A 21,276-nucleotide genomic window follows, 5' to 3' on the forward strand; every position below is an offset into this window, starting at 1 on the left:
ATGCACTATGAAATTATGTGAAAATGTTACAGAATTAATAGGAGATACACCTGTCGTCCGATTATCTAAATTTATTCCAGAAGACGCAGCGGATGTGTATGTAAAACTAGAAATGTTTAATCCATCACGCAGTGTGAAAGACCGCGCTGCCTATAATTTACTGCACGTTGCAGAAGAGAATGGTCTCATCAAACCAGGAGATACAATTATTGAACCGACAAGCGGAAATACAGGAATAGGCTTAGCAATGAATGCAGCTGCGAAAGGGTATAAAGCAATTTTAATTATGCCAGACAATATGTCAAAAGAGCGTATAAATTTATTGAAAGCATACGGCGCGGAAGTAGTTTTAACACCGGCAGAACAAAGAATGCCAGGAGCAATTGCGAAGGCATTAGAACTGCAAAAGCAAATTCCAAATAGTTTTATTCCGCAACAATTTGAAAATCCAGCAAACCCGAATATTCATCGTTATACGACTGCACTTGAAATTTATGAACAAATGGATGGCGAGATTGATGCATTCGTAGCAACGGCTGGAACTGGTGGAACTATTACAGGTACTGGGGAAACGTTAAAAGAGAAGCTGCCAAACTTATATATTGCAGTAGTAGAACCAAAAGGATCTCCCGTTTTATCAGGCGGTGTTCCAGGTCCTCATAAACTAGTAGGAACAAGTCCAGGGTTTATCCCGAAAAACTTAAATACAGAAGTGTATAACGAAATTATTCAAATTGCAGACGAAGAGGCTTTAACGACAATGAGAAACTTAGCTAGACAAGAAGGTTTATTAGTTGGGCCATCGTCTGGAGCATCTGTTTACGCAGCAATTATGATAGCGAAACGTCTAGGCGCAGGTAAAAAAGTTTTATGTATTGCACCTGATACAGGAGAACGTTATTTGAGTATGGGATTATTTGAATGAAATTGATAGAAACAGCTTAATCGTGAAATTGTCACGATTAAGCTGTTTATTTTAGGTTGTAAAGAGGGGGGAGAATGACAATGAAACTATTAAAACCAACAAATGAATATAGCGAACAAATTATAGAGTATCGGGAGGCATTTTTACATACGGATGAAAAACCACATGGTAGTAGTTCTTTACAAAATTTTGATTCTCTCGATAAATGGTTTGAAAAAGTGAGTATACAAGAAGTGGAAGAAAACTTACAAGGTAATCGAGTACCGTCTAGTCAATTTTTAAGTTTTGAAAAAGGGGAACTTATAGGTTTTGTGAATATTAGACATCGATTAAACGAAGAATTATTACTGGAAAGCGGTCATATTGGTTATAGTGTACATCCAAATAAACGTCGTCAAGGTTACGCTACGAAACAACTACAACTTGCATTAGATGAAGCACAAAAGTTAGGGTTACAGAAAGTGTTAATAACTTGCGATAAAGTTAATATCGCTTCGGCTAAAACGATTCAAAAGGTTGGCGGTATGTTAGAAGATGAAGTAGTTTCTGTTCATACTGGGGAAATTGTTCAGCGTTATTGGATAGAAATATGATTTAGTGGGACATTGAAAAGGGAATACAATGCATAATATCGAAATAGATAAATGAAAAGGTAACTGTGTACTGCAATTATAGGGGGAAATGAAGTGGGATTAAAAGAGAAAGCAATAGAAATGTCGGAGATTTATAGGAGAAATCCGAAAGTAGAGACTATTATTTTAGCGGGTTCAGTAGCTAGAAAACTAGAAGATGAACATTCAGATATAGAATTGCATATTTTATGGTCAATGCCACCAGAGGATGAGGATCGCAAAGGGCCAATTAACTATATTGGTGGAACAATTTTGTCATATCACCCTTACGAGGAAGAAGAATGGTCGGAAACGTATTTGACAAAAGAGGGAATTAAATTAGAGATTAGTAACTTTTTAACTGAAACTGTAGAGAAAGTTATTTCGGATGTGGTGGATCAATATGATATAAGTTATGAAAAACAATGTATCGTATCATCCGTTCATGATGGTGTTAGTTTGTATGGAGAAGAGAAAGTACATGAATTAAAAGATAGAGTGGTGGCATATCCAGAAGACCTAGCGAAACGGATGATTTCAGAAAATCTTTGGTTAAGTAATCGCTGGCATAATCGAGAGGCGCTTTTAAAACGAAAAGACTGGCTTATGTTATATGATGTTATTTGTGAAGTGCAAAGAAATATATTTGGGGTCTTATTTGGTTTGAATAAAATGTATGTACATCATCCGGCATTTAAATGGATGCCACATAATGTGGAACGGATGATTATTAAGCCTGAAAATCTATACGAGCGTATGGCAAATACGTTAATAGGGAAACCGGAGTATAGTGTACAGGAGTTAGAAGTGTTAATTGAAGAGCTATTACATTTAGTACAACAATATGCTCCAGAATTACATATTACTGAACAACAAAAACGTATACAATATGCGAAGTAAAAAAGAAGGGATGTAACAATGAGTTACCTCCCTTCTTTTTATTTGACTAATTTACCTAGTATGGGTAATCGTTGAAGTCTATCACCGAGAATATGTGAAGCAAGTCCGCTCGTTAGGACGAATAAAAGATAAACAATCCCTCCTACAGCGCCGCATATAAAGACAATGAGAAGTGATTCCATATAGGATTGTCCAGGAATCATCCATTTTAAAATCGCTTTTAATGCAATTACAACAGCAGACATTGCAGCGGAGTAAATTGTAATAAGAAGTACTGTTTTTGCTGTCTCACCAATTTTAAATTTCGCAAACTTAATGATGCAGTACAACATAATAACATTGGAAACGAGGTATCCAAGAATTGTTCCAAGTACAGCACCGTGTCCGCCAAATAAATGTAAGAGCGGTGTATTTACTAAAACTTTAACGAGAATACCGACTGAGAAAGCGATCATCGTTTTTCTTTGATAATCGATTCCTTGTAATATAGCTGCTGAAACTGTGAAAATCGCACTTAATATAGCAGAAGGTGCAAATGAAATTAAATATTGTGATCCCCCAAGTGCAATTTCAGGATTTACATAAACCATACGGAAGGCATCGTAAGCGATGCTAGCAAGACCGAATGCAGCTGGGATAGTGAAGAATAATAAGACTTGAAATATCTTTGCAATTTGTTCTTGTAGTTCTTCTAGTTTCCCGCTTGTATAAGATTTCGTTATAGCCGGAATGATCGTTAATGAGAATCCAGTTGCAAGAGAAGCTGGAATCATAATTAACTTTTGGGCGTAGTTCGTTATATAAGCGAAAACTGCATTCGCTGTTTCTAACGGTTCGCCCATCGCCCTAAGGACATCAGCTACAGTATATTGATCTACTAACGTGTAGAGTGGAATTGCAATACCGACAAATACAATTGGGATTGCATATCGAAGTAATTCCATATAAATATTTTTTAATGGAATATTCGATGCCCTTGACTTTAATTCTCCTTCGGGAGGCTTTAATCCATTATATTTTTTCCAGTACAGCATTAAAATCGAAACGCTGGCAAGCGCTCCGATAACAGCGCCAAACGTAGCAACTGCAACAGAAGAGGCGACTGCCCCCCCTAATAGTTTTGAAACGATAAAACTACCAACTAAAATGAAAACAACGCGCGCAATTTGTTCTACGACTTGAGAAACGGCACTTGGTTTCATATGTTGAAAACCTTGGAAATAGCCACGTGTAACACTCATAGCTGGTACGATAATAAGTGCGAAACTTAATGCTCGCATCGTAAGTGTTACGTCAGCGATAAATTGTGGATCTGGCGTTTTTGAGCGAATAATAAATTGTGATATGTACGGTGCTCCAATAAATAAAGTTAAAAACCCTAAAAAGCCCATAAACAGCATTAATTTTACGCTTGAGTTGTATAATTTTTTGCTTGTACTATAATCACCGAGCGCATTATGTTTTGCAACAAATTTAGAAACGGCAATAGGAATACCAGCGGTTGAGAAACTTAATAAAATACCGTACCAAGAGTATGCATATCCATATAAAGCGACCCCTTGTGTTCCGACTAATAGTTGAAAAGGGAAGAAGTATATAAAACCTAATATACGTGAAATCATTGTTGCACCACTTAATAAAGCAGTACCTTTTAAAACTTTTGAAGTAGACAAAATTCTTTCCTCCTACTCGTGCTGTCTTGCATTTATCGTATACTACTATAAACCTGTTAGAGAAGTTAATATAGTATGGAACATAAATATTCTAATATTATTCATTTAAAAGTCATATTTTGCATTTTTAAATAGAATGTAATACATAAAAATTCAAAATATAAGTTGACACTATTTTTAATGTGTGATAAAAATGATAGTAATCAATTCGGAAAATAATATTTGGGCAATGAAAGGGTATAGTAGTGAATATCTCCCTATTTCAGAGAGCTGATGGTTGGTGTGAATCAGTATATAGATTATTCATGAAGTTCGTCCTGGAGCATCTTTCATAAATCTCATATTTTGAGGAAATGAAAGACGGTAGTTTATACCGTTATCAAATAAAGTGGTGAAGATTGTTTCACAACTAGGGTGGTACCGCGATATATATCGTCCCTACGTATTTACGTAGGGACGTTTTTTGTTTAGTTCCTAACTTTGTTGTGGCTTCATAACTAGGGTGGTACCGCGATAATTTATCGTCCCTACGTATTTGCGTAGGGACGTTTTTTATTTAGGTCCTAACTTTGTTGTATCTTTATAACTAGGGTGGTACCGCGATATTTTTGTCGTCCCTACGTATTTACGTAGGGGCGTTTTTTTATTATTAGGGAGGAAGTGAACGTATTAGAAAAGAGTATTGATAGAACAATATAAATACTGAACTGAAACAAAGAAAAAGAGACAGAGAGGAGATTAACAAATGAATTCACAGCAATGGACATCGAAATTAGGTTTCGTATTAGCTGCAGCAGGTTCAGCAATTGGTCTTGGGGCGATTTGGAAATTCCCATATATGGCCGGCATCGGAGGGGGCGGGGCATTCTTCCTTATTTTCATCGGTTTCACATTATTAATTGGTTTACCGCTATTACTAGCTGAATTCGTTATTGGAAGAAGTACACAAAAAGAGGCTGTTGATGCATATAGAGAAATCGCACCAAAAACATTATGGCCATGGTTAGGGAAATTAGGGATTGTAACTTGTTTCATATTACTTTCTTTCTACAGTGTTGTAGGAGGCTGGATTTTATTATACTTATGGAATGCAATTACAGGTAGACTATGGGAAGGAAATGGGGCATACGAAGCTACGTTTGGTGAAATCATTTCCAATCCGTATTTAGCAGTTGGATCACAGCTATTATTCATCCTTATTACTATTTTCATCGTAAGTAAAGGTGTACAAAATGGTGTTGAAAAAGTAAATAAATATTTCATGCCAGCATTATTCGTTTTATTCTTTGTTTTAATCGTTCGTGCACTTACGTTAGATGGTGCTGGAGAGGGAGTTCGTTTCTTCTTACAACCTGACTTCTCAAACGTAACATCAGAAGTCATTTTATATGCAATGGGACAATCGTTCTTCTCGTTATCTGTCGGGGTAGCCGTTATGGTAACATATAGTTCTTACTTACCGAAAGAAGAAAGTTTACCGCGTTCAGCATTTTCTATCGTAGCTTTAACGCTTGTTATTACATTACTTGCAGGGCTTGCAATTTTCCCAGTAGTGTTCGCATTTGGAATGGAACCATCTCAAGGGCCGGGGCTATTATTTATCGTATTACCTGCTATTTTCAGTAAAATGGCATTCGGAAAATTATTCTTCATCGTTTTCTTATTACTATTCTTCTTTGCTACTATTACATCAGCAATTTCGATGTTAGAAATTAGCGTTGCATCTTTAACTGCAAAAGGAAAAGGGAAACGTGAAAAAATGGCTTTAATCGTAGGATTATTAATCTTCGTTGTTGGAGTACCATCAGCATTATCATTTGGTATATTAAGTGATCTGAAGATTTTCGGAAAGACAGTCTTTGATTTAGCGGATTATGCAGTGAGTAACGTACTAATGCCACTTGGTGTTTTATTAGTTTCCATCTTTGTTCCTTTAAAAATGAAGAAAGATGTATTAATGAAAGAGCTTGGTGTAAGTAAAAATAAAGGCTATAAACTGTTCGTATTATGGTTATTCTTACTTCGCTTTATCGCACCAATTGCGATTATTATCGTATTCTTAAATGTACTTGGCATTATTTAAAAAGAAAGGTAGCGCATCGATCTATGATACGCTACCTTTTTACTTTGCTCTTTTTTGCAGTTCGTTTACTGTTACGAACTGATAGTCCTTCTTAGATAATGAGTCTAAAATACCTTCAATGGTCTGTAAATTTTCATTAGACTCATCGTACATAGAGTGTAATAAAATGATAGAACCTGGTTGTACATTTTTATTAACATATTCAATTTTATCAGCAGCAGATTTATAAAAAGTATCAGGTTCAAGGTCCCATGTGATTGTTTCGATATTATTTTTATTTAAATAATAGGGCAGACCAATTAGCTTTTTTCCGTTAGGTGGTCTAAAATCAATTTCACCTGTATATCCTGTTTGGCGGATTAATGAATTCGTTTTTTCTATTTCTTCTTTAATAAAAGAAGGTGTTTTAAAAACCATTCTGTTATGAGAATATGTATGGTTTCCAACTTGGTGTCCAGATTGTACGATAGATTCTCCTAACGATAGGTTTTTTTCTAATTCATTTCCGATTAAAAAGAAAGTAGCTTTTGCATTGTATGTATCTAGTAGCGGTAATATTTGTTTTACATTGTTCGTAGGACCATCATCAAAAGTTAAAGCAATCACTTTTTCATTTGTTTCTACTCGGTTTGTTAAATCTCCAAACAATTGAAAACTTCTTGCGTTCATCAATTTGTATGTTCCAAATAATGCTACAGTAATAATGAATAATGTAACGATTGTAATAATTATTTTCTTTTTCATAAAGCAACCTCACTATATTTTTGAATTGGACTAAAAAGTATTATATCAAACTAAGTAATTTCATGCTTTAAAAAGGATGTGGATGCAAGGGGGAGGAATTTATCATATAATAAAATGCAAAAGGTATATTAGGAGGTGTTTATATGGCGATTACAATTCAATTGCCGGACACTGCAGCGTCTCATGCAAAGCCAAGTATGGAAATGGCGATACTTTGCGTGAGGTAGATAAGTAATATACAATCGCCTAAATGAGCTCGTATCATTTTTTATATTTGGCTTTGCACCTTATTGAAATGAACCATAAAAAATAAGGGGCGAGCAGAAATGAAATACGTTAAAGCTGCGACAGTTTTACCAGAAAGTTTAATTATTGAAATTCAAAAGTATATACAAGGTGAAACAATTTACATTCCAAAACAAGAAACGAAACATTATAAATGGGGTACACGATCTGGAGGAAGAAAACAATTAGATGAAAGAAATAAAGCTATTAAAGAAGCGTTTAAAAGAGGAATTTCCATTCATCAACTTGCAGAGGAGCATTTTCTTTCCGGAGAAACGATTAAAAAGATCGTGTATTCTAAATAAAAATAAAAGAGTCTAGTTCAATTATTAAATTGAACTAGACTCTTTTTTGCTTTGTATGTATCGGATATATTGCGTATGAATGGACAAAATAATAGAAAAATGTGTCGTTTTTTTACTAAATAGAATATAGAACATTTGAGTGAAAAGCAGAAAGGTGAGCATTTATGAATCATATTGGACAAATAACGATAGAGCTTTTAATTGGTTTCTTTGTTCTATTAATTGCTACAAAAATACTAGGGAAAACACAAATATCTCAGCTAACCCCCTTTGATTTTATTTCAGCTATCGTCCTTGGTGAGCTCGTTGGAAATTCAATATATGATCCTAAAATTAAAGTGTGGTCTATTTTATATTCAGTATTTGTTTGGGTAATTTTAATTTATTCAATAGAAGTGATAACACAAAAAATAAGAGGAACAAGAAGGTTTTTTGAAGGGTATCCTTCAATTATTATCCGTAATGGAAACATTGACCGAGAACAATTAAGTTCAAATCATTTAGATATTAATCAATTACAACAAATGCTTAGGCAGCAAAAAGATATTTTTTCAATTCGAGAAGTTGAATATATGATTTTGGAACCTAACGGAAACATAAGCGTTCTGAAAAAGAGCAAATATGAATCTCCTACTATAAATGATTTAAGTTTAAAACATAAGCCTGTATACTTACCAATTTCATTAATTAGTGATGGAAAAGTAGTGAAAGATAATTTGAGGGAAGCTGGTTTTGATGAGGGATGGCTGTATAAGCAAATAAAGCAAAGAGGGATTACTAAATTTGAGGATGTATTATATGCTGAATGGAAAACAGACGATGGTTTCTTTTGTCAGGAAATGGAGCGGTAAAATATAATCGATGTATGTAATATTCGTTTCTAAGTTATCTTTTACATATCAAAAAGTTGAATCATTGTATACAATAAGACTAGATCAACAATTTGTATGGAGTGATAAAGATGGAAGCTTTTATTAGAAGTGATCAATACAATTTTATAAAATCACAAGCTTATATTTTAGCAAATGGGCATGCAACGGCAAATGATAGAGGTGTAATTCAAGCATTAAAATCACTTGCGATTGAAAAAATAATACATGTATTTGAAAATTTAACAGATGAACAGAAAGAGTTAATTGATACCGTATTAACAGTTCAAAATAGAGAAGATGCAGAATCGTTTTTAATGAAAATAAATCCGTATGTCATTCCGTTTCAGGAAGTTACAGCGCAAACATTAAAAAAATTATTTCCTAAAGCGAAAAAGTTAAAACTTCCTGATATGGAAGAACTGAACATGAAAGAATTATCTTATTTAAGCTGGATTGATAAAGGGTAACTAACTGTTACGATTTATTTAACCAATTATAATGAAAGTTAATTAAATATATCAGTAAGCCCTGCTAGTCAAGTGATTGGCTAGTAGTGAGGGTTAACTGCGGGCAATCCCTAAAGCTGATTGAACTACAACGTGGCTAGAAATAGCGAGCGTGAATGTCGCGAAAGCAGAAAAAATCAATCAGATCGTGCAAGGTTAAATCCTAAACACTAGAACAATGGGTCTTCCGCCTCGAATCATCTAAGTCAAAATGGATAAGATGAACGTTCAACGACTATCTCGTATAACTGACGAGAGTACACCACAAGCCTATGGTGGTGGAAAAATCCTCTATCTTTAAGTAGATAAACATATAGTCTGCGCTCATGTGAAAACATGAGAAGTTCATAAGAGAACTGGCTAAGGAATTGCGCCCTTAGTTGAACAAGATAAATTTTATTGAATCTATCAAAATTCATTGAAAATATCGAACGTACGTGCTATGTTAGGTTCAATGAGGTGAGAATAATAATGAAATTTTCACGAGTTAGTCAAGTATCAGAATTAACAGGTTTGCATCCGAGTAGTCTCAGGAGAATGCTGGTGGAACACGCTACTATTCAGAAGAACAAATCTTTCATTAAAGGAGTTACATTCTGATGATAGTAGCGAAGAAAGTCAGACTGATTCCAACGCCTGAACAAGAACAAGTGCTTAGAAACCATGCTGGTGCTGCAAGATTCGCTTATAACTATTGTAAAAGAATGAGTGATAGATACTATAAGCTATTTGGAAAATCTGTTTCACAGTTAGCTTTACAGAAACGATTTACAAAGATCAAGAAGCGAAAGAGATATGGGTGGTTAAAAGACATCAATGCACAAGTTCCTAAACAGGCTTCAAAAGATTTTGATAAGGCGAGAAGAAATTCGTTCAAAAAGTACAAAAATGGTTATCACACTTCTTATAAATCCAAAAAAGATTTCATTCAAGGATTTTATGCCAATTATGAAAGACTGATTATAGGAAAGAAAGTAGTTCATATTCAGTCTATTGGAGAAGTGAAAACAAGCCAACAACTACCAAGAAACAAAAAACCATCCAATCCAAGAGTTACATTTGATGGTCGTCACTGGTGGATTAGTGTAGGATTCCAAGAAGACTTTGAATCACAAGAACTAACCAATGAATCGATTGGTGTGGACATTGGTTTAAAAGAGTTGTTTGTAGCTTCTAATGGTACGAAAGAACGAAATATAAACAAAGATGCCAAGGTTAAAAAACTTTTGAAAAGGAAAAAGTCAGCTCAAAGAGATATGTCTAGGAGATTTAAAAAAGGTGTAAAAATTCAATCTGCCGGATATGAAAAAGCGAAAGCTGAGCACCTGCGGTTATCTAGGAAAATTACGAATATCCGAAATAACCATATCCATCAAGCAACAGCTAAATTGGTGAAAACCAAACCAATGAGGATTGTTGTGGAAGACTTACCTATCTCAAACCTGTTAAAAAACAAAAAACTATCGAAAGCATTTTCATTTCAAAAATTACACTTCTTCTTTCAATGTTTATCATACAAGTGCGAGAAGTATGGCATTGCGTATGTAAAAGCTGATAAATGGTTCGCCTCAAGCAAGATTTGCTCATGTTGCGGCGTAAAATACGACCATTCAGTTCAACCAGAAGGACAGTGGAGTTTAAAAATACGTGAGTGGCGTTGTGTCGAATGCAATAGCCATCACGATAGGGATGTAAATGCTGCGATAAATTTATCAAGATGGGTAAAATAAATGCTTGATAATAGGAGGTAACGATACTGCCTCGTGTGGAGTGTTATACCCCTCGTCCCTTTGGGGTTGCGAGAACACGATGAAGCACTAACTCGTGTAAATTTGATTGAATTGTATAGATTTAGTTAAGTTTATCGTATCGGTCAAGCAGGAAATTTATAATAGCGAAAAATGATAAAAATAAGTTTGTTGGTCTGCAAGGAACGTTCCAAAGTTTAAATAAAAAGAGCATTTGTTCATTATGTCATGGACATGAAGAAGTAGGGATGTTTTTAGTTGAAATTAAAGGTGATGTACAAGGAACTTTCGTTAAAAAGGGAAACTATATTTGCAAAGATGGTGTAGCTTGTAATCAGAATATGAAATCACTTGATAAATTGAACGATTTTATTGAACGATTGAAGAAATAAAGAAGGGACCTCTAGTATTTAAACTGGAGGTTTTTATTTTTTGAAGAAATAATAATAGGCTTCTTTTGTAGCTGTAAATTTATAAAAAAAGTCGGGTCATTTATAATGAAATTAGATAAAAATATCTATTTGGATACAGTTGTTTATATGCAAGGAGGTAAAACATGAATTACATTTCACCGAAAGAAGAAATGTTAAAAGTGAAACGGTGGCCTAAAGATACGATAGCGGCAGGTCGTGGTCATACAGTTGCTCTTAAATCGGATGGCACAGTTGTGGCAGTGGGGCGAAATAAAGAAGGAGAATGCAATGTAAGCGGTTGGTGTGATATTGAAGCAGTCGCAGCGGGCAATGTTCATATGGCGACGAACACGGGTAATGCTCATACAATCGCTCTTAAAAGTGATAATACTGTGGAAGCGGTGGGGTGGAATAAGCATGATCAATGTGATGTAAACGACTGGCATAATATTGTATCGGTTGCGGCAGGGTGGCGTCGTACCATTGGTCTTAAACCGGATGGTACGGTAATAGCGATGGGCCGAAATAAAGAAGGAGAATGTAATATAAGCAGCTGGCGTGATATTGTGGCGGTCACGGCGGGTGACTGGCATACAGTCGGTCTTAAATTGGACGGAACAGTGACGACTGTGGGGAATAATCGATATGGCCAATGCAATGTAAGTGGATGGCGTGCTATGGTGGAGTTGGCAGCAGGTTATCTTCATACTGTTGGTTTGAAATCGGGTGGCAAAGTGATGGCAGTGGGTAATAATAAACTTGGTCAATGCGATGTAGGCAGCTGGAAAGATATTATGGCAATAGCGGCTGGTACGAATCATACAATCGGACTTAAATCAGACGGTACCGTGGTGGCAGTCGGCTGGAATGAGTATGGTCAATGTAATGTAAGCGATTGGCGTGATATTGTAGCGATAGCGGCGGGTTGTGCGCATACGGTTGGTCTGAAATTAGATGGCACGGTGGTAGCAGTAGGTGATAATACATACGGTCAATGCGATGTAGGTAGCTGGCGTAACATCCGATTGCCTGGCAAATAGTTAATTCACAACAAATCACTAGTAATATTATTCTATTTTAGGAGTAATCATGGAATAGGATATGTAGATAAGAACCCCTTTTTAAAAGAGGTTCTTATTCTTTTTCCATAAAATGAGTGTCTAAATGGAATTTTTGAACAAACTTTATTTCAAAGCTACAGTAGAAAGTATAAATTACAAATAAAGCATAGGAGAGCTGAAGAAATGCTTAAAAAGTTTTTGCTTTCTTTACCGGATGTTTTACTTGTATGCATTGTTATCTACATGACATACACAACTACTTTTAGTTTTGTACAGATGTTAGTAATTTCAATTGCAATCGGAATCGTCGGTGGTCTTGTTATAAAAATTTGTAAGGATGTATTCACGTATATAAGGTGGACAATGAAACAGAGGAAATCTTGAATATGTTGTATTTCTATTAGGAGGAGAGGAAATGAATAAGAAAAAGAGTAGAGTGAAAAATGAAATCGCACTTTGGACATTGACAGCGGTTGTTCTCATCATTGTATGGTACTTTTTTCAAAGATAAAAATGCATCGTACTTAAAAGGTACGATGCATTTTTATTATTTTTTTTGCCAATTTTCTTTTATAAAGTCTTCACGGCCAGATTCTTTTTGCTCAGTAGCATATTTCTCCGGATTTTTTTTATAAAAATGTTGATGGTATTCTTCAGCCTCATAAAAAGGTGCAGCCGGGCGAATTTCAGTTACGATTGGCTCTTTAAACATACCGCTTTCTGCAAGAGCCTGTTTTGATTTTTCAGCAAGCTCTTTTTGCGTTTCATTATGATAAAAAATAGCAGTGCGATAAGAGGGACCGCGGTCAAAGAATTGTCCGCCATCATCAGTTGGATCGATTTGTGGCCAATATAAATCTAGTAATTTTTCATATGGAAAAATAGAAGGATCGAATGTAATTTGTACAACTTCTAAATGACCAGATGTACCAGCTTTTACTTGTTCATATGTTGGGTTTTCTACATGACCACCTGCATAGCCAGAAAGTACTTTATGAATACCAGGAAGTTCATCAAATGGCTTTACCATGCACCAAAAGCAACCGCCTGCGAAGGTTGCGAGTTCGTATGTTTTTTCGGACATTGTTGTAATCCTCCTAAATATATATGTTTTATATAGTATTATACATTCTTTTTTATTGCGCAATAAAAAAGATTTAGAAGTAAAGAAAAATTGAAATATATTTCTTTATAAAGTCTTTAAAATTCCTTCAAAGTTTCTTTTTTTCTGAGTGTTATGATGTAAATCGAAGTGAATATGTGAGGTGATAGGCAATGAATCTACGTATGAAAATTAATAGTTTACAACAAAAAATGAAAGAGAGACTAATATGAAAAAGGAATTTATACAAAGCGATTTAAGAAATATATTGATTGCGGCATGCTTACTATTAGGGTTAGTTATTTTTGGATATTTTTTAATAAATAATTACCCAGGTACAAATGAAAAAAAGAAGTTAACAGATGCAACATCTACTTCAGAATCAATTACATCTATTGCTAATTCAGATGCCAAAAAAAGGGTTACAAAAACTTTTAATATTACGGCGAAAGTAGCCAGTTTAGATTTGGGAGATGGGAAAAAGGTAGATGCATGGACTTTTGATGGAACATCACCGGGTACTCAAATTCGAGTTAAACAAGGTGAACGTATTGTTGTAAATTTGAAAAATGAATTGCCAGAACCAGTTACAATCCATTGGCACGGATTAGATGTTCCAGCGGCGGTAGACGGTGTTCCAGGTGTTACGCAAAATGCTATAAAACCAGGTGAAACATATACATATGCATTTAATGCTGATCAGGTGGGGACATATTGGTATCATTCACATCAAAAAAGTGCAATACAAACGGAGCGGGGACTATTTGGAACCATTGTTATTGAACCGAATAAACCAGCTGTAAAATATGAAAAGGATTATACAGTGGCGATCCATGAATGGAAAACAGGAGCCATAAAAACCCGTAAGCATAATGGCGAACAAGATAAAGATTGGGATAGCTACCCTAGCAATCATATTCGAAATGAAAAGGCGCAAACTTTAGAAGGCCCGTTAATGATGCCAAGTAATGATCAACTCAAAGATTTATCTGATGGAGATGATTACGATGTATTTACATTAAATGATACAAGTGAGGGACTACGATTGGATGCAAAACCAGGTGAAACAGTACGCCTTCGCTTAATTAATGCTGGGAATAATACGCATTTAATGACATTAGTTGGGGCGCCATTTCAAATTATCGCATTAGATGGTCGTGATATAAAAGGTGGGGACGAGCTAGATAAAGCAATTCTTCCGATGGGAGCTGCACAACGTTATGACCTTGTTTTTAAAATGCCGGAAACAACGAGTGTAAAACTTATTAATGTGGATCCATCTAAGAAAATGAATCGAATGTTAACGGCGACTATTGGGAATGGTTCTTTGCCGAAAAAACCTATTGATATAAAGAGTTATCCATGGTTTGATTTTACGAAATATGGAGAAAAAGAAGTTGGCAAGTTTACGATAGATTCAAAGTTTACAAAGGTCTATGATATGGATTTGGCAGAAGGTGTGAAAGATGTAAATGGACAAGAAAAATGGGTGTATACGATTAATGGAAAGACATCACCTGATATTCCACCCATTAAAGTAGAGAAAGGAGATAAAGTTAAGATACGCTTTAAAAATAAGGGAGAGGAAATTCATCCAATGCATTTACATGGACATACATTCCAAGTTATTTCTAAAAATGGTAAACCAATGGAGGGAAGTCCGATTTACTTAGATACAGTTAATGTTTTTCCGGGAGAAGAATATGAAATTGCTTTAGAGGCAAATAATAGTGGACTATGGATGGTTCATTGTCATCATCTCGTTCATGCGGAAAAAGGAATGCATACGATGATGAATTATGAGGGGGTAACTACTCCATTTTCTACCGGAGATCACTCAGGTAATCATCCAGAATAATAATACGGAGGTTTTCATGCTTTATAGAATGATAGTATTTATGTTAACAAGTGTAAGTATATTTTTATTTTCTCATAGTAGTGTATTTGCTCATACAAGTGTTGTAGGAGCCACCCCTAAAGAGGGGGAGGTTCTTACAGTACAACCGGAACAGATTATTCTTGAATTTAGTGAACCAGTTACAGGAAATGTAGTCAATATTGAACTGCTAGATTCAAGTGCAAAGAGAGTGCAAGTATCAAAGGTTGAAATATTAGATAACCCAACAAAAATAAAAGTGAAATTACCAAACTTAAATAATGGTACTTACACAGTAAGGTGGTCTATGATTTCTGCAGACGGACATCCGAGTGAGGGAGGCTATCCCTTTTCAATTGGAGAAGAAGTACAAACTAATGTAGTGGTAGAGGGAAATGCGAGTGGGAGTGGCTCAGTATTTTCAGATGTTATGATAGTAGCACTACGCTATATTGTAGAGGGAATGATTTTAATTGGAGCAGGAGTAAAGTGGCTCGATATGTTTGTTAAACGTTATAAATTACCGTCCATATTGCAAAGAATGAAGAATATGAAAAAGATTTTCTTCTCTATACTTGTAGTAGGATTAATAACCGAATTAATAGTATATAAGTCAGTTATTCCGAAGGGAAGTTTACTTATTCATTCGCCATTTGCAGTTGTTATTATGATTCAACTGCTATTATTAGTTCTTATGTCTTTGCAACATATGGGGAACGAATGGTATGCGCTAGTTTGGGGATTTCTTGTTGCGAGTTTTTCTTTCACAGGTCATGTATGGATTACTAATCCAAATTGGGCAGCAGTTATAATTAGAATGGTCCATGTTATGAGTATTGCAGTGTGGCTAGGAGCACTTATTTATTTAGTTCTTGTTATAGCGTGGACAACATTATACAAAATTACATTTGATCAAAAGCGTTTCCGTAAGCATTTTAGCATTATTGCTGGTATTTCATTTATTCTAGCATTTCTTTCTGGGGAATTAATTGTGTTTCTACAGACAAGGAATTGGGTACTTTTTAATTTTAATTCAATATGGACGAACCTTTTAAATATAAAGATTCTTACTGTATGTATAATTACAATTGTAGCATGGAGACAAACGAAAACATGGGGTAACGATATGGGAACAGTTAATCGCCGTTTATTGCTCTTAGAAATTGTTCTAGCTATACTCGTATTATTAGCTGGTATTTGGATGAGTCAAGTTTCGTTTCCGGTGAATTCTGTAACAAGCTAAAATTATAATGTTTATAGGAGTTCTGTAATGTCAATCCGTATTAGATTGCTGTTGTCGTATGTTGCGATGGTAATTATTCCAATCGTTTTTTGCGGTATAGCAGTTATGTTAATTAGTGTTACTTTATTTGGTGATATTCGTATTGCAAAAGCAATCATTGGTCTTAATCAAAATAGTCATTCTCTCATTGATAAAGAGCAGGAGGGAGCTATTCGTACAAAAGAAGATGAAGATGATATTTTTAGTAGGTTGAAAATTCTTTCATCTTATGCTCCAGATAAATTAGAGGATATACATTTTTTAAAGGAAACTGATAAAGAATTAAACGATAATCAAGCAGGATTACTAATTCGAAAAAATGATGAGCTTACATATTCATCCCCATATTTTAAAATCTCTTCGTTTGATAAATACCTACCCGCATTTGAAACGGAAGGACAAAGAAAGGGAATGGATGTGAAAATAGAGGGTAATTCTTTTTACTATAAGCAATTTGATTACTACGATGAAGAGAAGGATAAGATCAGTATTTTTGTATTTGAGTATGTAAATCCTTTAGAAGAAATGATTAGAGAATTTTTCCCGTATTTCGTATTCTCTTTAATACTTGGGTTAATTATTACGAATGGAATATTAACATATTTTATATCACGGAGTATTATTAAACCATTGCATTCATTAAAGCAGGCAACGGAAAGAATTCAAAAGGGTGATTTAGATTTTCAAGTAAAGCCACTTGCGAAAGATGAAATAGGTGAATTAAGTTTATCGTTTGAAGAGATGCGTGGCAGATTGAAAGAATCGGTCGAGTTGCAAATGCAATATGAAAAGAATCGTAAAGAGTTGCTTTCAAATATTTCTCATGATTTACGGACGCCAATAACGGCTATTAAAGGGTATGTACAAGGAATTAAAGAAGGTATCGCTCGAACTCCAGAACAATTAGATAAATATTTAACGATTATTTATCATAAAGTGTTTGATATGGATCAATTAATTGACGAGCTTTTTCTCTTTTCAAAACTTGATTTGAAAGAGGAACCATTTCAATTTGAAGAGGTTGAAATTAACCAATACTTATCTGATTGCATAGAAGAACTACAGCTTGAATTGCAAGATAAGGGAATTACAGTGAGATGGGATGCTCAAAAGGATACTTCTATTTTGGTAAAAGGTGATCGTGAAAAATTACGTCGTGTTATTACAAATATCATTTGGAATAGTGTGAAGTATATGGATAAAGAAGAAGGATATATAGGAATTCGCATGACCGAATCTATTGATTATGTAACGATTTACATAAAAGATAATGGGGTAGGAATAGAAGAGAAGGCGTTGCCTCATATATTTGAAAGGTTTTATCGTGCAGATCATTCTAGAAATTCTAAAACAGGTGGAAGCGGACTTGGTTTGTCAATTGCACATCAGATTATCACACAACATGGTGGTGATATTTGGGTAGAAAGCAAAAAAGGTAAAGGAACGACGCTGGCATTTACATTACAAAAAATCAATTAGAAAAAGGAGAGCATCTTGAAAAGAATTTTAATTATTGAAGATGAAGCTATTATAGCAGAGTTAGAAAAGGATTATTTAGAGGTTGCTGGGTATACAGTAGATATTGATTACTCTGGCGAAAAAGGTTTACAAAGAGTTCTTCTAGAGGATTATGACTTGTTAATTTTAGACATAATGTTACCGGGAATAGATGGATATGAAATTTGTAAACAAGTTCGATTGGAAAAGGACATACCAATACTTATGGTGTCCGCAAAACAAGAGGAAATCGATAAAATTAAAGGGTTAGGTTTTGGAGCAGATGATTATATTATAAAACCGTTTAGCCCGAGTGAAATGGTGGCACGTGTAAATGCTCATCTAGCTCGTTATGATCGTTTAACAGGAAAACGAGAACTAATAAAAGATGAAATTCGTATTCGAGGATTGTTTATTGATAAATCGGCCCGACGTGTATTTGTAAATGGAACTGAGGTCATGTTAACAGGAAAAGAATTTGATTTATTAACTTGTATGGCAGAACATCCAAATCAAGTATTTAGTAAAGATCGTCTCTTTGAAACTGTATGGGGGATGGATGTAATTGGTGATGCAGCAACGGTTGCTGTACATGTGAAAAATATTCGTCAAAAAATTGAACTCGATCCATTCGATAAATCATACATCGAAACAATTTGGGGAGTAGGATATCGTTTTACACAGTGAAAAAGGCCAGCAAAAATGCTGGCTTTTTTTGCGTAAGTAGATTAAGAAATTACAAACAAGATCCTCCGCTCACATCAATTAATTGTCCAGTAACCCAGCGGCTGTCTGGAGAAGCGAGAAATGCCGCGGTATCGGCAATATCTTCTACTTCACCTAAGCGATTAAAAGCGGAAATGGTAGTAGCGTACTGTTTCATCATTGGGTCGCTCAAGAGTTCCGCATTCATATCTGTTTTAATAAATCCAGGAAGTATTGCATTCACTGTTATTCCTCGTGCTCCGAGCTGTTTTGCTAGTGTGAAAGTCATTGTATTAATAGCGCCTTTCGTCATACTATAGGCAACGAAATCAGGTAAAGAAATACGAGTGGCAGCGGATGAAATATTAATAATTCGGCTATTGTCACGTAAACGAGATAGAGCTTGTTGGATGATAAAGAATGGTGCTTTTGCATTAACTGAAACCATTCTATCAAAAAATTGTTCAGTCGTTTCTTCAATAAAAGCACCAGGACCAATTCCAGCGTTGTTTATTAAAATATCAAATTTAGTACTACCAGTTCTTTTTTGTAATTCGCTATCTAAAGAACTATAAAGAGTTTCTACACCATGTAAAGATTCAAGGTTTGCACAGATAGAAAAAGCAGATCCGCCATTTGATTGAATTTCATAAACGGTTTCTTCAGCACCTTCTTTTCGATTTCCGTAATGAATAGCAACTAATGCACCGTCGTTTGCTAAACGTTTTGCAATAGCACGTCCAATTCCTCGGCTTGCTCCTGTAACTAATGCCACTTTTCCTTTTAACATAGTTTTCTCATCTCCTCAAAAAATTTTATATGTTATTAAGTTGTTTTTCTTTATGTAGTAATGCGAACATACTTAAGTAATATATGAGTATGTATAAGAAGTTCATTCCGATTTTGTTTTGAGAAAAAATAGACTTCCTTTAAATTGATTGAATTTTTTTTTTTTTTTTTTTTTTTTTTTTTTTTTAGAAAAACATGTTGACAATGAAAAGAACAACGTCCTATAATACGTTTAACAAATAAAAGTGAATTAAGAATTTTCTAACTTCATATGTTGCATATGCAAAGAAGAGGAAAGTAGATGGTTATGATCGTTTCAGAGAGCTGCTCCTAGGCTGTGAGAGTAGTAACAATCGAATCATTGAAGATCACCTCGGAGCATCGCTTGCGAAAGGGAAACTGAGTAGAGGGCGACGGCATCGTCTCCGGTAAAAGGACGGGGGTCTAATTGGACCTACAAAGCTTATATTTCGCGAGAAGTATAAGGAAGCTGAGTGGTACCGCGGAACTCTCGCCTCAGCAATCAAAGCTACTAAATTGTAGTAGTTGATTGCTGAGGCGAGAGTTTTTATTTTGAAAAATAGAATAAGAGAATGCGTAGAAGAGGAGAGTAAATGATAAAAATTGTTTCAGAGAGCTGCCCAAAAGCTGTGAGGGTAGTAACAATTTCATCATTGAAAATCACCTCGGAGTACTACTTTTGAAAACTAGTAAAAAGTAGCGGAGTTGTTTCCGATAGAAAAACAAAAGTCTAATTGGACTTGCAGAGCTTATATTTCGTGAGAAGTGTAAGGAAGCTGAGTGGTACCACGATTTCCTCGTCTCAGCAATTGATTGCTACAAGTATGTATGTAATCGATTGTTGAGACGAGTATATTTTTAAGATTTATATACTGAATATTCTGTTAAAAAACACTCATCTCAGCAATCGATATAGAAATAGATTGCAAAAATAGAGAGAAAAAAGAGGAGCGATGTGAGATGGGAAACCAGTACATTTATATGAATGGGGAATTTGTAGAAAAAGAAAAGGCAGTTGTTTCAGTATATGATCACGGTTTTTTATATGGAGACGGTGTATTTGAAGGGATTCGTAGTTACGGTGGAAATGTATTTTGTTTAAAAGAACATGTAAAACGATTATATGAATCGGCAAAATCTATTTTACTTACAATCCCGCTGACGGTTGAAGAAATGGAAGAAGCAGTTTTACAAACATTGCAAAAAAATGAGTATACTGATGCTTACATTCGGTTAATTGTTTCAAGAGGAAAAGGTGACTTAGGGCTCGATCCGAGAAGTTGTGTGAAACCGAGCGTTATTATCATTGCAGAACAATTAAAGTTATTCCCACAGGAATTTTACGATAATGGATTAAGCGTTGTATCTGTTGCATCAAGACGTAATACGCCAGATGCATTAGACCCACGTATTAAGTCAATGAACTACTTAAATAACGTACTTGTAAAAATTGAAGCGGCACAAGCTGGAGTGCTAGAAGCACTTATGTTAAATCAACAAGGATATGTTTGTGAAGGATCTGGAGATAATGTTTTCGTGGTGAAAGATGGAAAGGTGTTAACACCTCCTTCTTATTTAGGAGCGCTAGAAGGTATTACGAGAAATAGTGTGATTGAGTTATGTGAGCGACTTAATATTCGGTGTGAGGAAAGACCGTTTACTCGCCATGACGTATATGTAGCAGATGAAGTATTTTTAACGGGAACGGCAGCAGAATTAATTCCAGTTGTAAAAGTTGATTCAAGAGAAATTGGAGATGGGAAACCAGGAAGTGTAACGAAACAATTGACAGAGGAATTTAAAAAGTTAACGAGAGAAAGAGGAGTACGTGTTCCAGGATTAGCGGAAAGCTTACTGTAGGTAGGGAGAGGAGTTAAT

19 protein-coding genes, 2 pseudogenes and 3 other annotated features are annotated in these 21,276 nt (G+C 35.0%); of the genes and pseudogenes, 17 read left to right on the forward strand and 4 right to left on the reverse strand.

The window, feature by feature from the left end; all coding sequences use genetic code 11:
• Positions 1-7 precede the first annotated feature (7 nt).
• The 3 genes from cysK to ABH961_RS04230 all read left to right on the forward strand — a co-directional run bounded on the left by cysK (position 8) and on the right by ABH961_RS04230 (position 2,436).
• The gene (gene cysK, locus ABH961_RS04220; protein ID WP_048543299.1) at positions 8-925 is read left to right on the forward strand and encodes a cysteine synthase A; all 918 of its coding nucleotides are present in this window, start codon (positions 8-10) and stop codon (positions 923-925) included.
• 80 nt (positions 926-1,005) lie between these two features.
• On the forward strand, positions 1,006-1,518 hold the full coding sequence (locus ABH961_RS04225) for a GNAT family N-acetyltransferase (protein WP_048543604.1): 513 nt from the start codon (positions 1,006-1,008) through the stop codon (positions 1,516-1,518).
• A 93-nt stretch (positions 1,519-1,611) separates the two neighbouring features.
• Entirely contained in the window at positions 1,612-2,436 is an 825-nt protein-coding gene (locus ABH961_RS04230) for a DUF4037 domain-containing protein (protein ID WP_048543298.1), read from the forward strand.
• Between the two features lie 38 nt (positions 2,437-2,474).
• Here ABH961_RS04230 and ABH961_RS04235 read toward each other — a convergent pair whose 3' ends face one another.
• Complete coding sequence (locus ABH961_RS04235; protein ID WP_048543297.1) at positions 2,475-4,109, reverse strand: putative polysaccharide biosynthesis protein; 1,635 nt, start codon at positions 4,107-4,109, stop codon at positions 2,475-2,477.
• A gap of 220 nt (positions 4,110-4,329) precedes the next feature.
• Positions 4,330-4,552, forward strand: a binding site (T-box leader).
• Positions 4,553-4,854: 302 nt separating this feature from the next.
• On the opposite strand from ABH961_RS04235, the gene ABH961_RS04240 reads away from it, so the two are divergent.
• Positions 4,855-6,192 (forward strand): sodium-dependent transporter, encoded by a 1,338-nt coding sequence (locus ABH961_RS04240; RefSeq protein ID WP_001088193.1) that lies wholly within the window; start codon positions 4,855-4,857, stop codon positions 6,190-6,192.
• Between the two features lie 39 nt (positions 6,193-6,231).
• Here the strand turns inward: ABH961_RS04240 and ABH961_RS04245 are convergent, their stop codons facing one another.
• The gene (locus tag ABH961_RS04245) at positions 6,232-6,936 is read right to left on the reverse strand and encodes a polysaccharide deacetylase family protein (protein WP_048543296.1); all 705 of its coding nucleotides are present in this window, start codon (positions 6,934-6,936) and stop codon (positions 6,232-6,234) included.
• 326 nt (positions 6,937-7,262) lie between these two features.
• On the opposite strand from ABH961_RS04245, the gene ABH961_RS04250 reads away from it, so the two are divergent.
• The 8 genes and pseudogenes from ABH961_RS04250 (at position 7,263) to ABH961_RS04285 (ending at position 12,510) form a co-directional block, all read left to right on the forward strand.
• The gene (locus ABH961_RS04250) at positions 7,263-7,526 is read left to right on the forward strand and encodes a CD3324 family protein (RefSeq protein WP_048543295.1); all 264 of its coding nucleotides are present in this window, start codon (positions 7,263-7,265) and stop codon (positions 7,524-7,526) included.
• 164 nt (positions 7,527-7,690) lie between these two features.
• Entirely contained in the window at positions 7,691-8,377 is a 687-nt protein-coding gene (locus ABH961_RS04255) for a DUF421 domain-containing protein (protein ID WP_048543294.1), read from the forward strand.
• A 110-nt stretch (positions 8,378-8,487) separates the two neighbouring features.
• Positions 8,488-8,862 (forward strand): annotated as a pseudogene (locus ABH961_RS04260) (FusB/FusC family EF-G-binding protein); the annotation flags it as partial.
• A 513-nt stretch (positions 8,863-9,375) separates the two neighbouring features.
• Complete coding sequence (locus ABH961_RS04265) at positions 9,376-9,504, forward strand: hypothetical protein (protein ID WP_000672785.1); 129 nt, start codon at positions 9,376-9,378, stop codon at positions 9,502-9,504.
• The gene (locus ABH961_RS04270; RefSeq protein WP_404518935.1) at positions 9,504-10,634 is read left to right on the forward strand and encodes an RNA-guided endonuclease InsQ/TnpB family protein; all 1,131 of its coding nucleotides are present in this window, start codon (positions 9,504-9,506) and stop codon (positions 10,632-10,634) included. The genes ABH961_RS04265 and ABH961_RS04270 overlap by 1 nt, the downstream gene beginning before the upstream one ends.
• A 143-nt stretch (positions 10,635-10,777) precedes the next feature.
• A pseudogene (locus ABH961_RS04275) lies at positions 10,778-11,044 on the forward strand (FusB/FusC family EF-G-binding protein); the annotation flags it as partial.
• A 164-nt stretch (positions 11,045-11,208) separates the two neighbouring features.
• Entirely contained in the window at positions 11,209-12,105 is an 897-nt protein-coding gene (locus ABH961_RS04280; protein ID WP_098080532.1) for an RCC1 domain-containing protein, read from the forward strand.
• 204 nt (positions 12,106-12,309) lie between these two features.
• Complete coding sequence (locus ABH961_RS04285; protein ID WP_098080534.1) at positions 12,310-12,510, forward strand: hypothetical protein; 201 nt, start codon at positions 12,310-12,312, stop codon at positions 12,508-12,510.
• A gap of 163 nt (positions 12,511-12,673) precedes the next feature.
• On the opposite strand, the gene msrA is transcribed toward ABH961_RS04285, so the two are convergent.
• Positions 12,674-13,210, reverse strand: coding sequence for a peptide-methionine (S)-S-oxide reductase MsrA (msrA, locus tag ABH961_RS04290; RefSeq protein WP_001291868.1), 537 nt, complete (start codon positions 13,208-13,210; stop codon positions 12,674-12,676).
• Positions 13,211-13,457: 247 nt separating this feature from the next.
• Here msrA and ABH961_RS04295 point away from each other — a divergent pair, with 247 nt between their 5' ends.
• Genes ABH961_RS04295 through ABH961_RS04310 form a run of 4 tightly spaced genes read left to right on the forward strand, consistent with a single transcriptional unit; the run spans position 13,458 to position 18,570 of the window.
• Entirely contained in the window at positions 13,458-15,086 is a 1,629-nt protein-coding gene (locus tag ABH961_RS04295; RefSeq protein ID WP_088057877.1) for a multicopper oxidase family protein, read from the forward strand.
• Between the two features lie 16 nt (positions 15,087-15,102).
• A complete protein-coding gene (locus tag ABH961_RS04300; RefSeq protein WP_048543288.1) occupies positions 15,103-16,347 on the forward strand; it encodes a copper resistance CopC/CopD family protein in 1,245 nt (414 codons plus the stop codon).
• A gap of 27 nt (positions 16,348-16,374) precedes the next feature.
• The gene (locus ABH961_RS04305) at positions 16,375-17,865 is read left to right on the forward strand and encodes a sensor histidine kinase (protein WP_048543287.1); all 1,491 of its coding nucleotides are present in this window, start codon (positions 16,375-16,377) and stop codon (positions 17,863-17,865) included.
• Between the two features lie 15 nt (positions 17,866-17,880).
• A complete protein-coding gene (locus ABH961_RS04310; protein ID WP_000821645.1) occupies positions 17,881-18,570 on the forward strand; it encodes a response regulator transcription factor in 690 nt (229 codons plus the stop codon).
• 49 nt (positions 18,571-18,619) lie between these two features.
• Here the strand turns inward: ABH961_RS04310 and ABH961_RS04315 are convergent, their stop codons facing one another.
• Positions 18,620-19,378, reverse strand: coding sequence for an SDR family oxidoreductase (locus tag ABH961_RS04315; RefSeq protein ID WP_048543286.1), 759 nt, complete (start codon positions 19,376-19,378; stop codon positions 18,620-18,622).
• Positions 19,379-19,653: 275 nt separating this feature from the next.
• Positions 19,654-19,899: a binding site (T-box leader), on the forward strand.
• 67 nt (positions 19,900-19,966) lie between these two features.
• Positions 19,967-20,206 (forward strand) — a binding site (T-box leader).
• A 152-nt stretch (positions 20,207-20,358) separates the two neighbouring features.
• Between ABH961_RS04315 and ilvE the strand changes: the two genes are divergently transcribed.
• On the forward strand, positions 20,359-21,258 hold the full coding sequence (gene ilvE / locus ABH961_RS04320) for a branched-chain-amino-acid transaminase (protein ID WP_048543285.1): 900 nt from the start codon (positions 20,359-20,361) through the stop codon (positions 21,256-21,258).
• Positions 21,259-21,276 lie beyond the last annotated feature (18 nt).

The sequence above is a fragment of the Bacillus sp. RC251 genome (genome assembly GCF_044908765.1).
Classification (GTDB): domain Bacteria; phylum Bacillota; class Bacilli; order Bacillales; family Bacillaceae_G; genus Bacillus_A; species Bacillus_A wiedmannii.

Coding starts and splice junctions, on each gene's coding strand:
- ABH961_RS04225 (WP_048543604.1), top strand. CDS start 1,006: ATGAAACTATTAAAACCAACAAATGAATATAGCGAACAAATTATAGAG.
- ABH961_RS04300 (WP_048543288.1), top strand. CDS start 15,103: ATGCTTTATAGAATGATAGTATTTATGTTAACAAGTGTAAGTATATTT.
- ABH961_RS04315 (WP_048543286.1), bottom strand. CDS start 19,378: ATGTTAAAAGGAAAAGTGGCATTAGTTACAGGAGCAAGCCGAGGAATT.
- ABH961_RS04280 (WP_098080532.1), top strand. CDS start 11,209: ATGAATTACATTTCACCGAAAGAAGAAATGTTAAAAGTGAAACGGTGG.
- ABH961_RS04250 (WP_048543295.1), top strand. CDS start 7,263: ATGAAATACGTTAAAGCTGCGACAGTTTTACCAGAAAGTTTAATTATT.
- ABH961_RS04240 (WP_001088193.1), top strand. CDS start 4,855: ATGAATTCACAGCAATGGACATCGAAATTAGGTTTCGTATTAGCTGCA.
- ABH961_RS04245 (WP_048543296.1), bottom strand. CDS start 6,936: ATGAAAAAGAAAATAATTATTACAATCGTTACATTATTCATTATTACT.
- msrA (WP_001291868.1), bottom strand. CDS start 13,210: ATGTCCGAAAAAACATACGAACTCGCAACCTTCGCAGGCGGTTGCTTT.
- ABH961_RS04295 (WP_088057877.1), top strand. CDS start 13,458: ATGAAAAAGGAATTTATACAAAGCGATTTAAGAAATATATTGATTGCG.
- ABH961_RS04265 (WP_000672785.1), top strand. CDS start 9,376: ATGAAATTTTCACGAGTTAGTCAAGTATCAGAATTAACAGGTTTGCAT.
- ABH961_RS04285 (WP_098080534.1), top strand. CDS start 12,310: ATGCTTAAAAAGTTTTTGCTTTCTTTACCGGATGTTTTACTTGTATGC.
- ABH961_RS04255 (WP_048543294.1), top strand. CDS start 7,691: ATGAATCATATTGGACAAATAACGATAGAGCTTTTAATTGGTTTCTTT.
- ABH961_RS04305 (WP_048543287.1), top strand. CDS start 16,375: ATGTCAATCCGTATTAGATTGCTGTTGTCGTATGTTGCGATGGTAATT.
- ilvE (WP_048543285.1), top strand. CDS start 20,359: ATGGGAAACCAGTACATTTATATGAATGGGGAATTTGTAGAAAAAGAA.
- cysK (WP_048543299.1), top strand. CDS start 8: ATGAAATTATGTGAAAATGTTACAGAATTAATAGGAGATACACCTGTC.
- ABH961_RS04270 (WP_404518935.1), top strand. CDS start 9,504: ATGATAGTAGCGAAGAAAGTCAGACTGATTCCAACGCCTGAACAAGAA.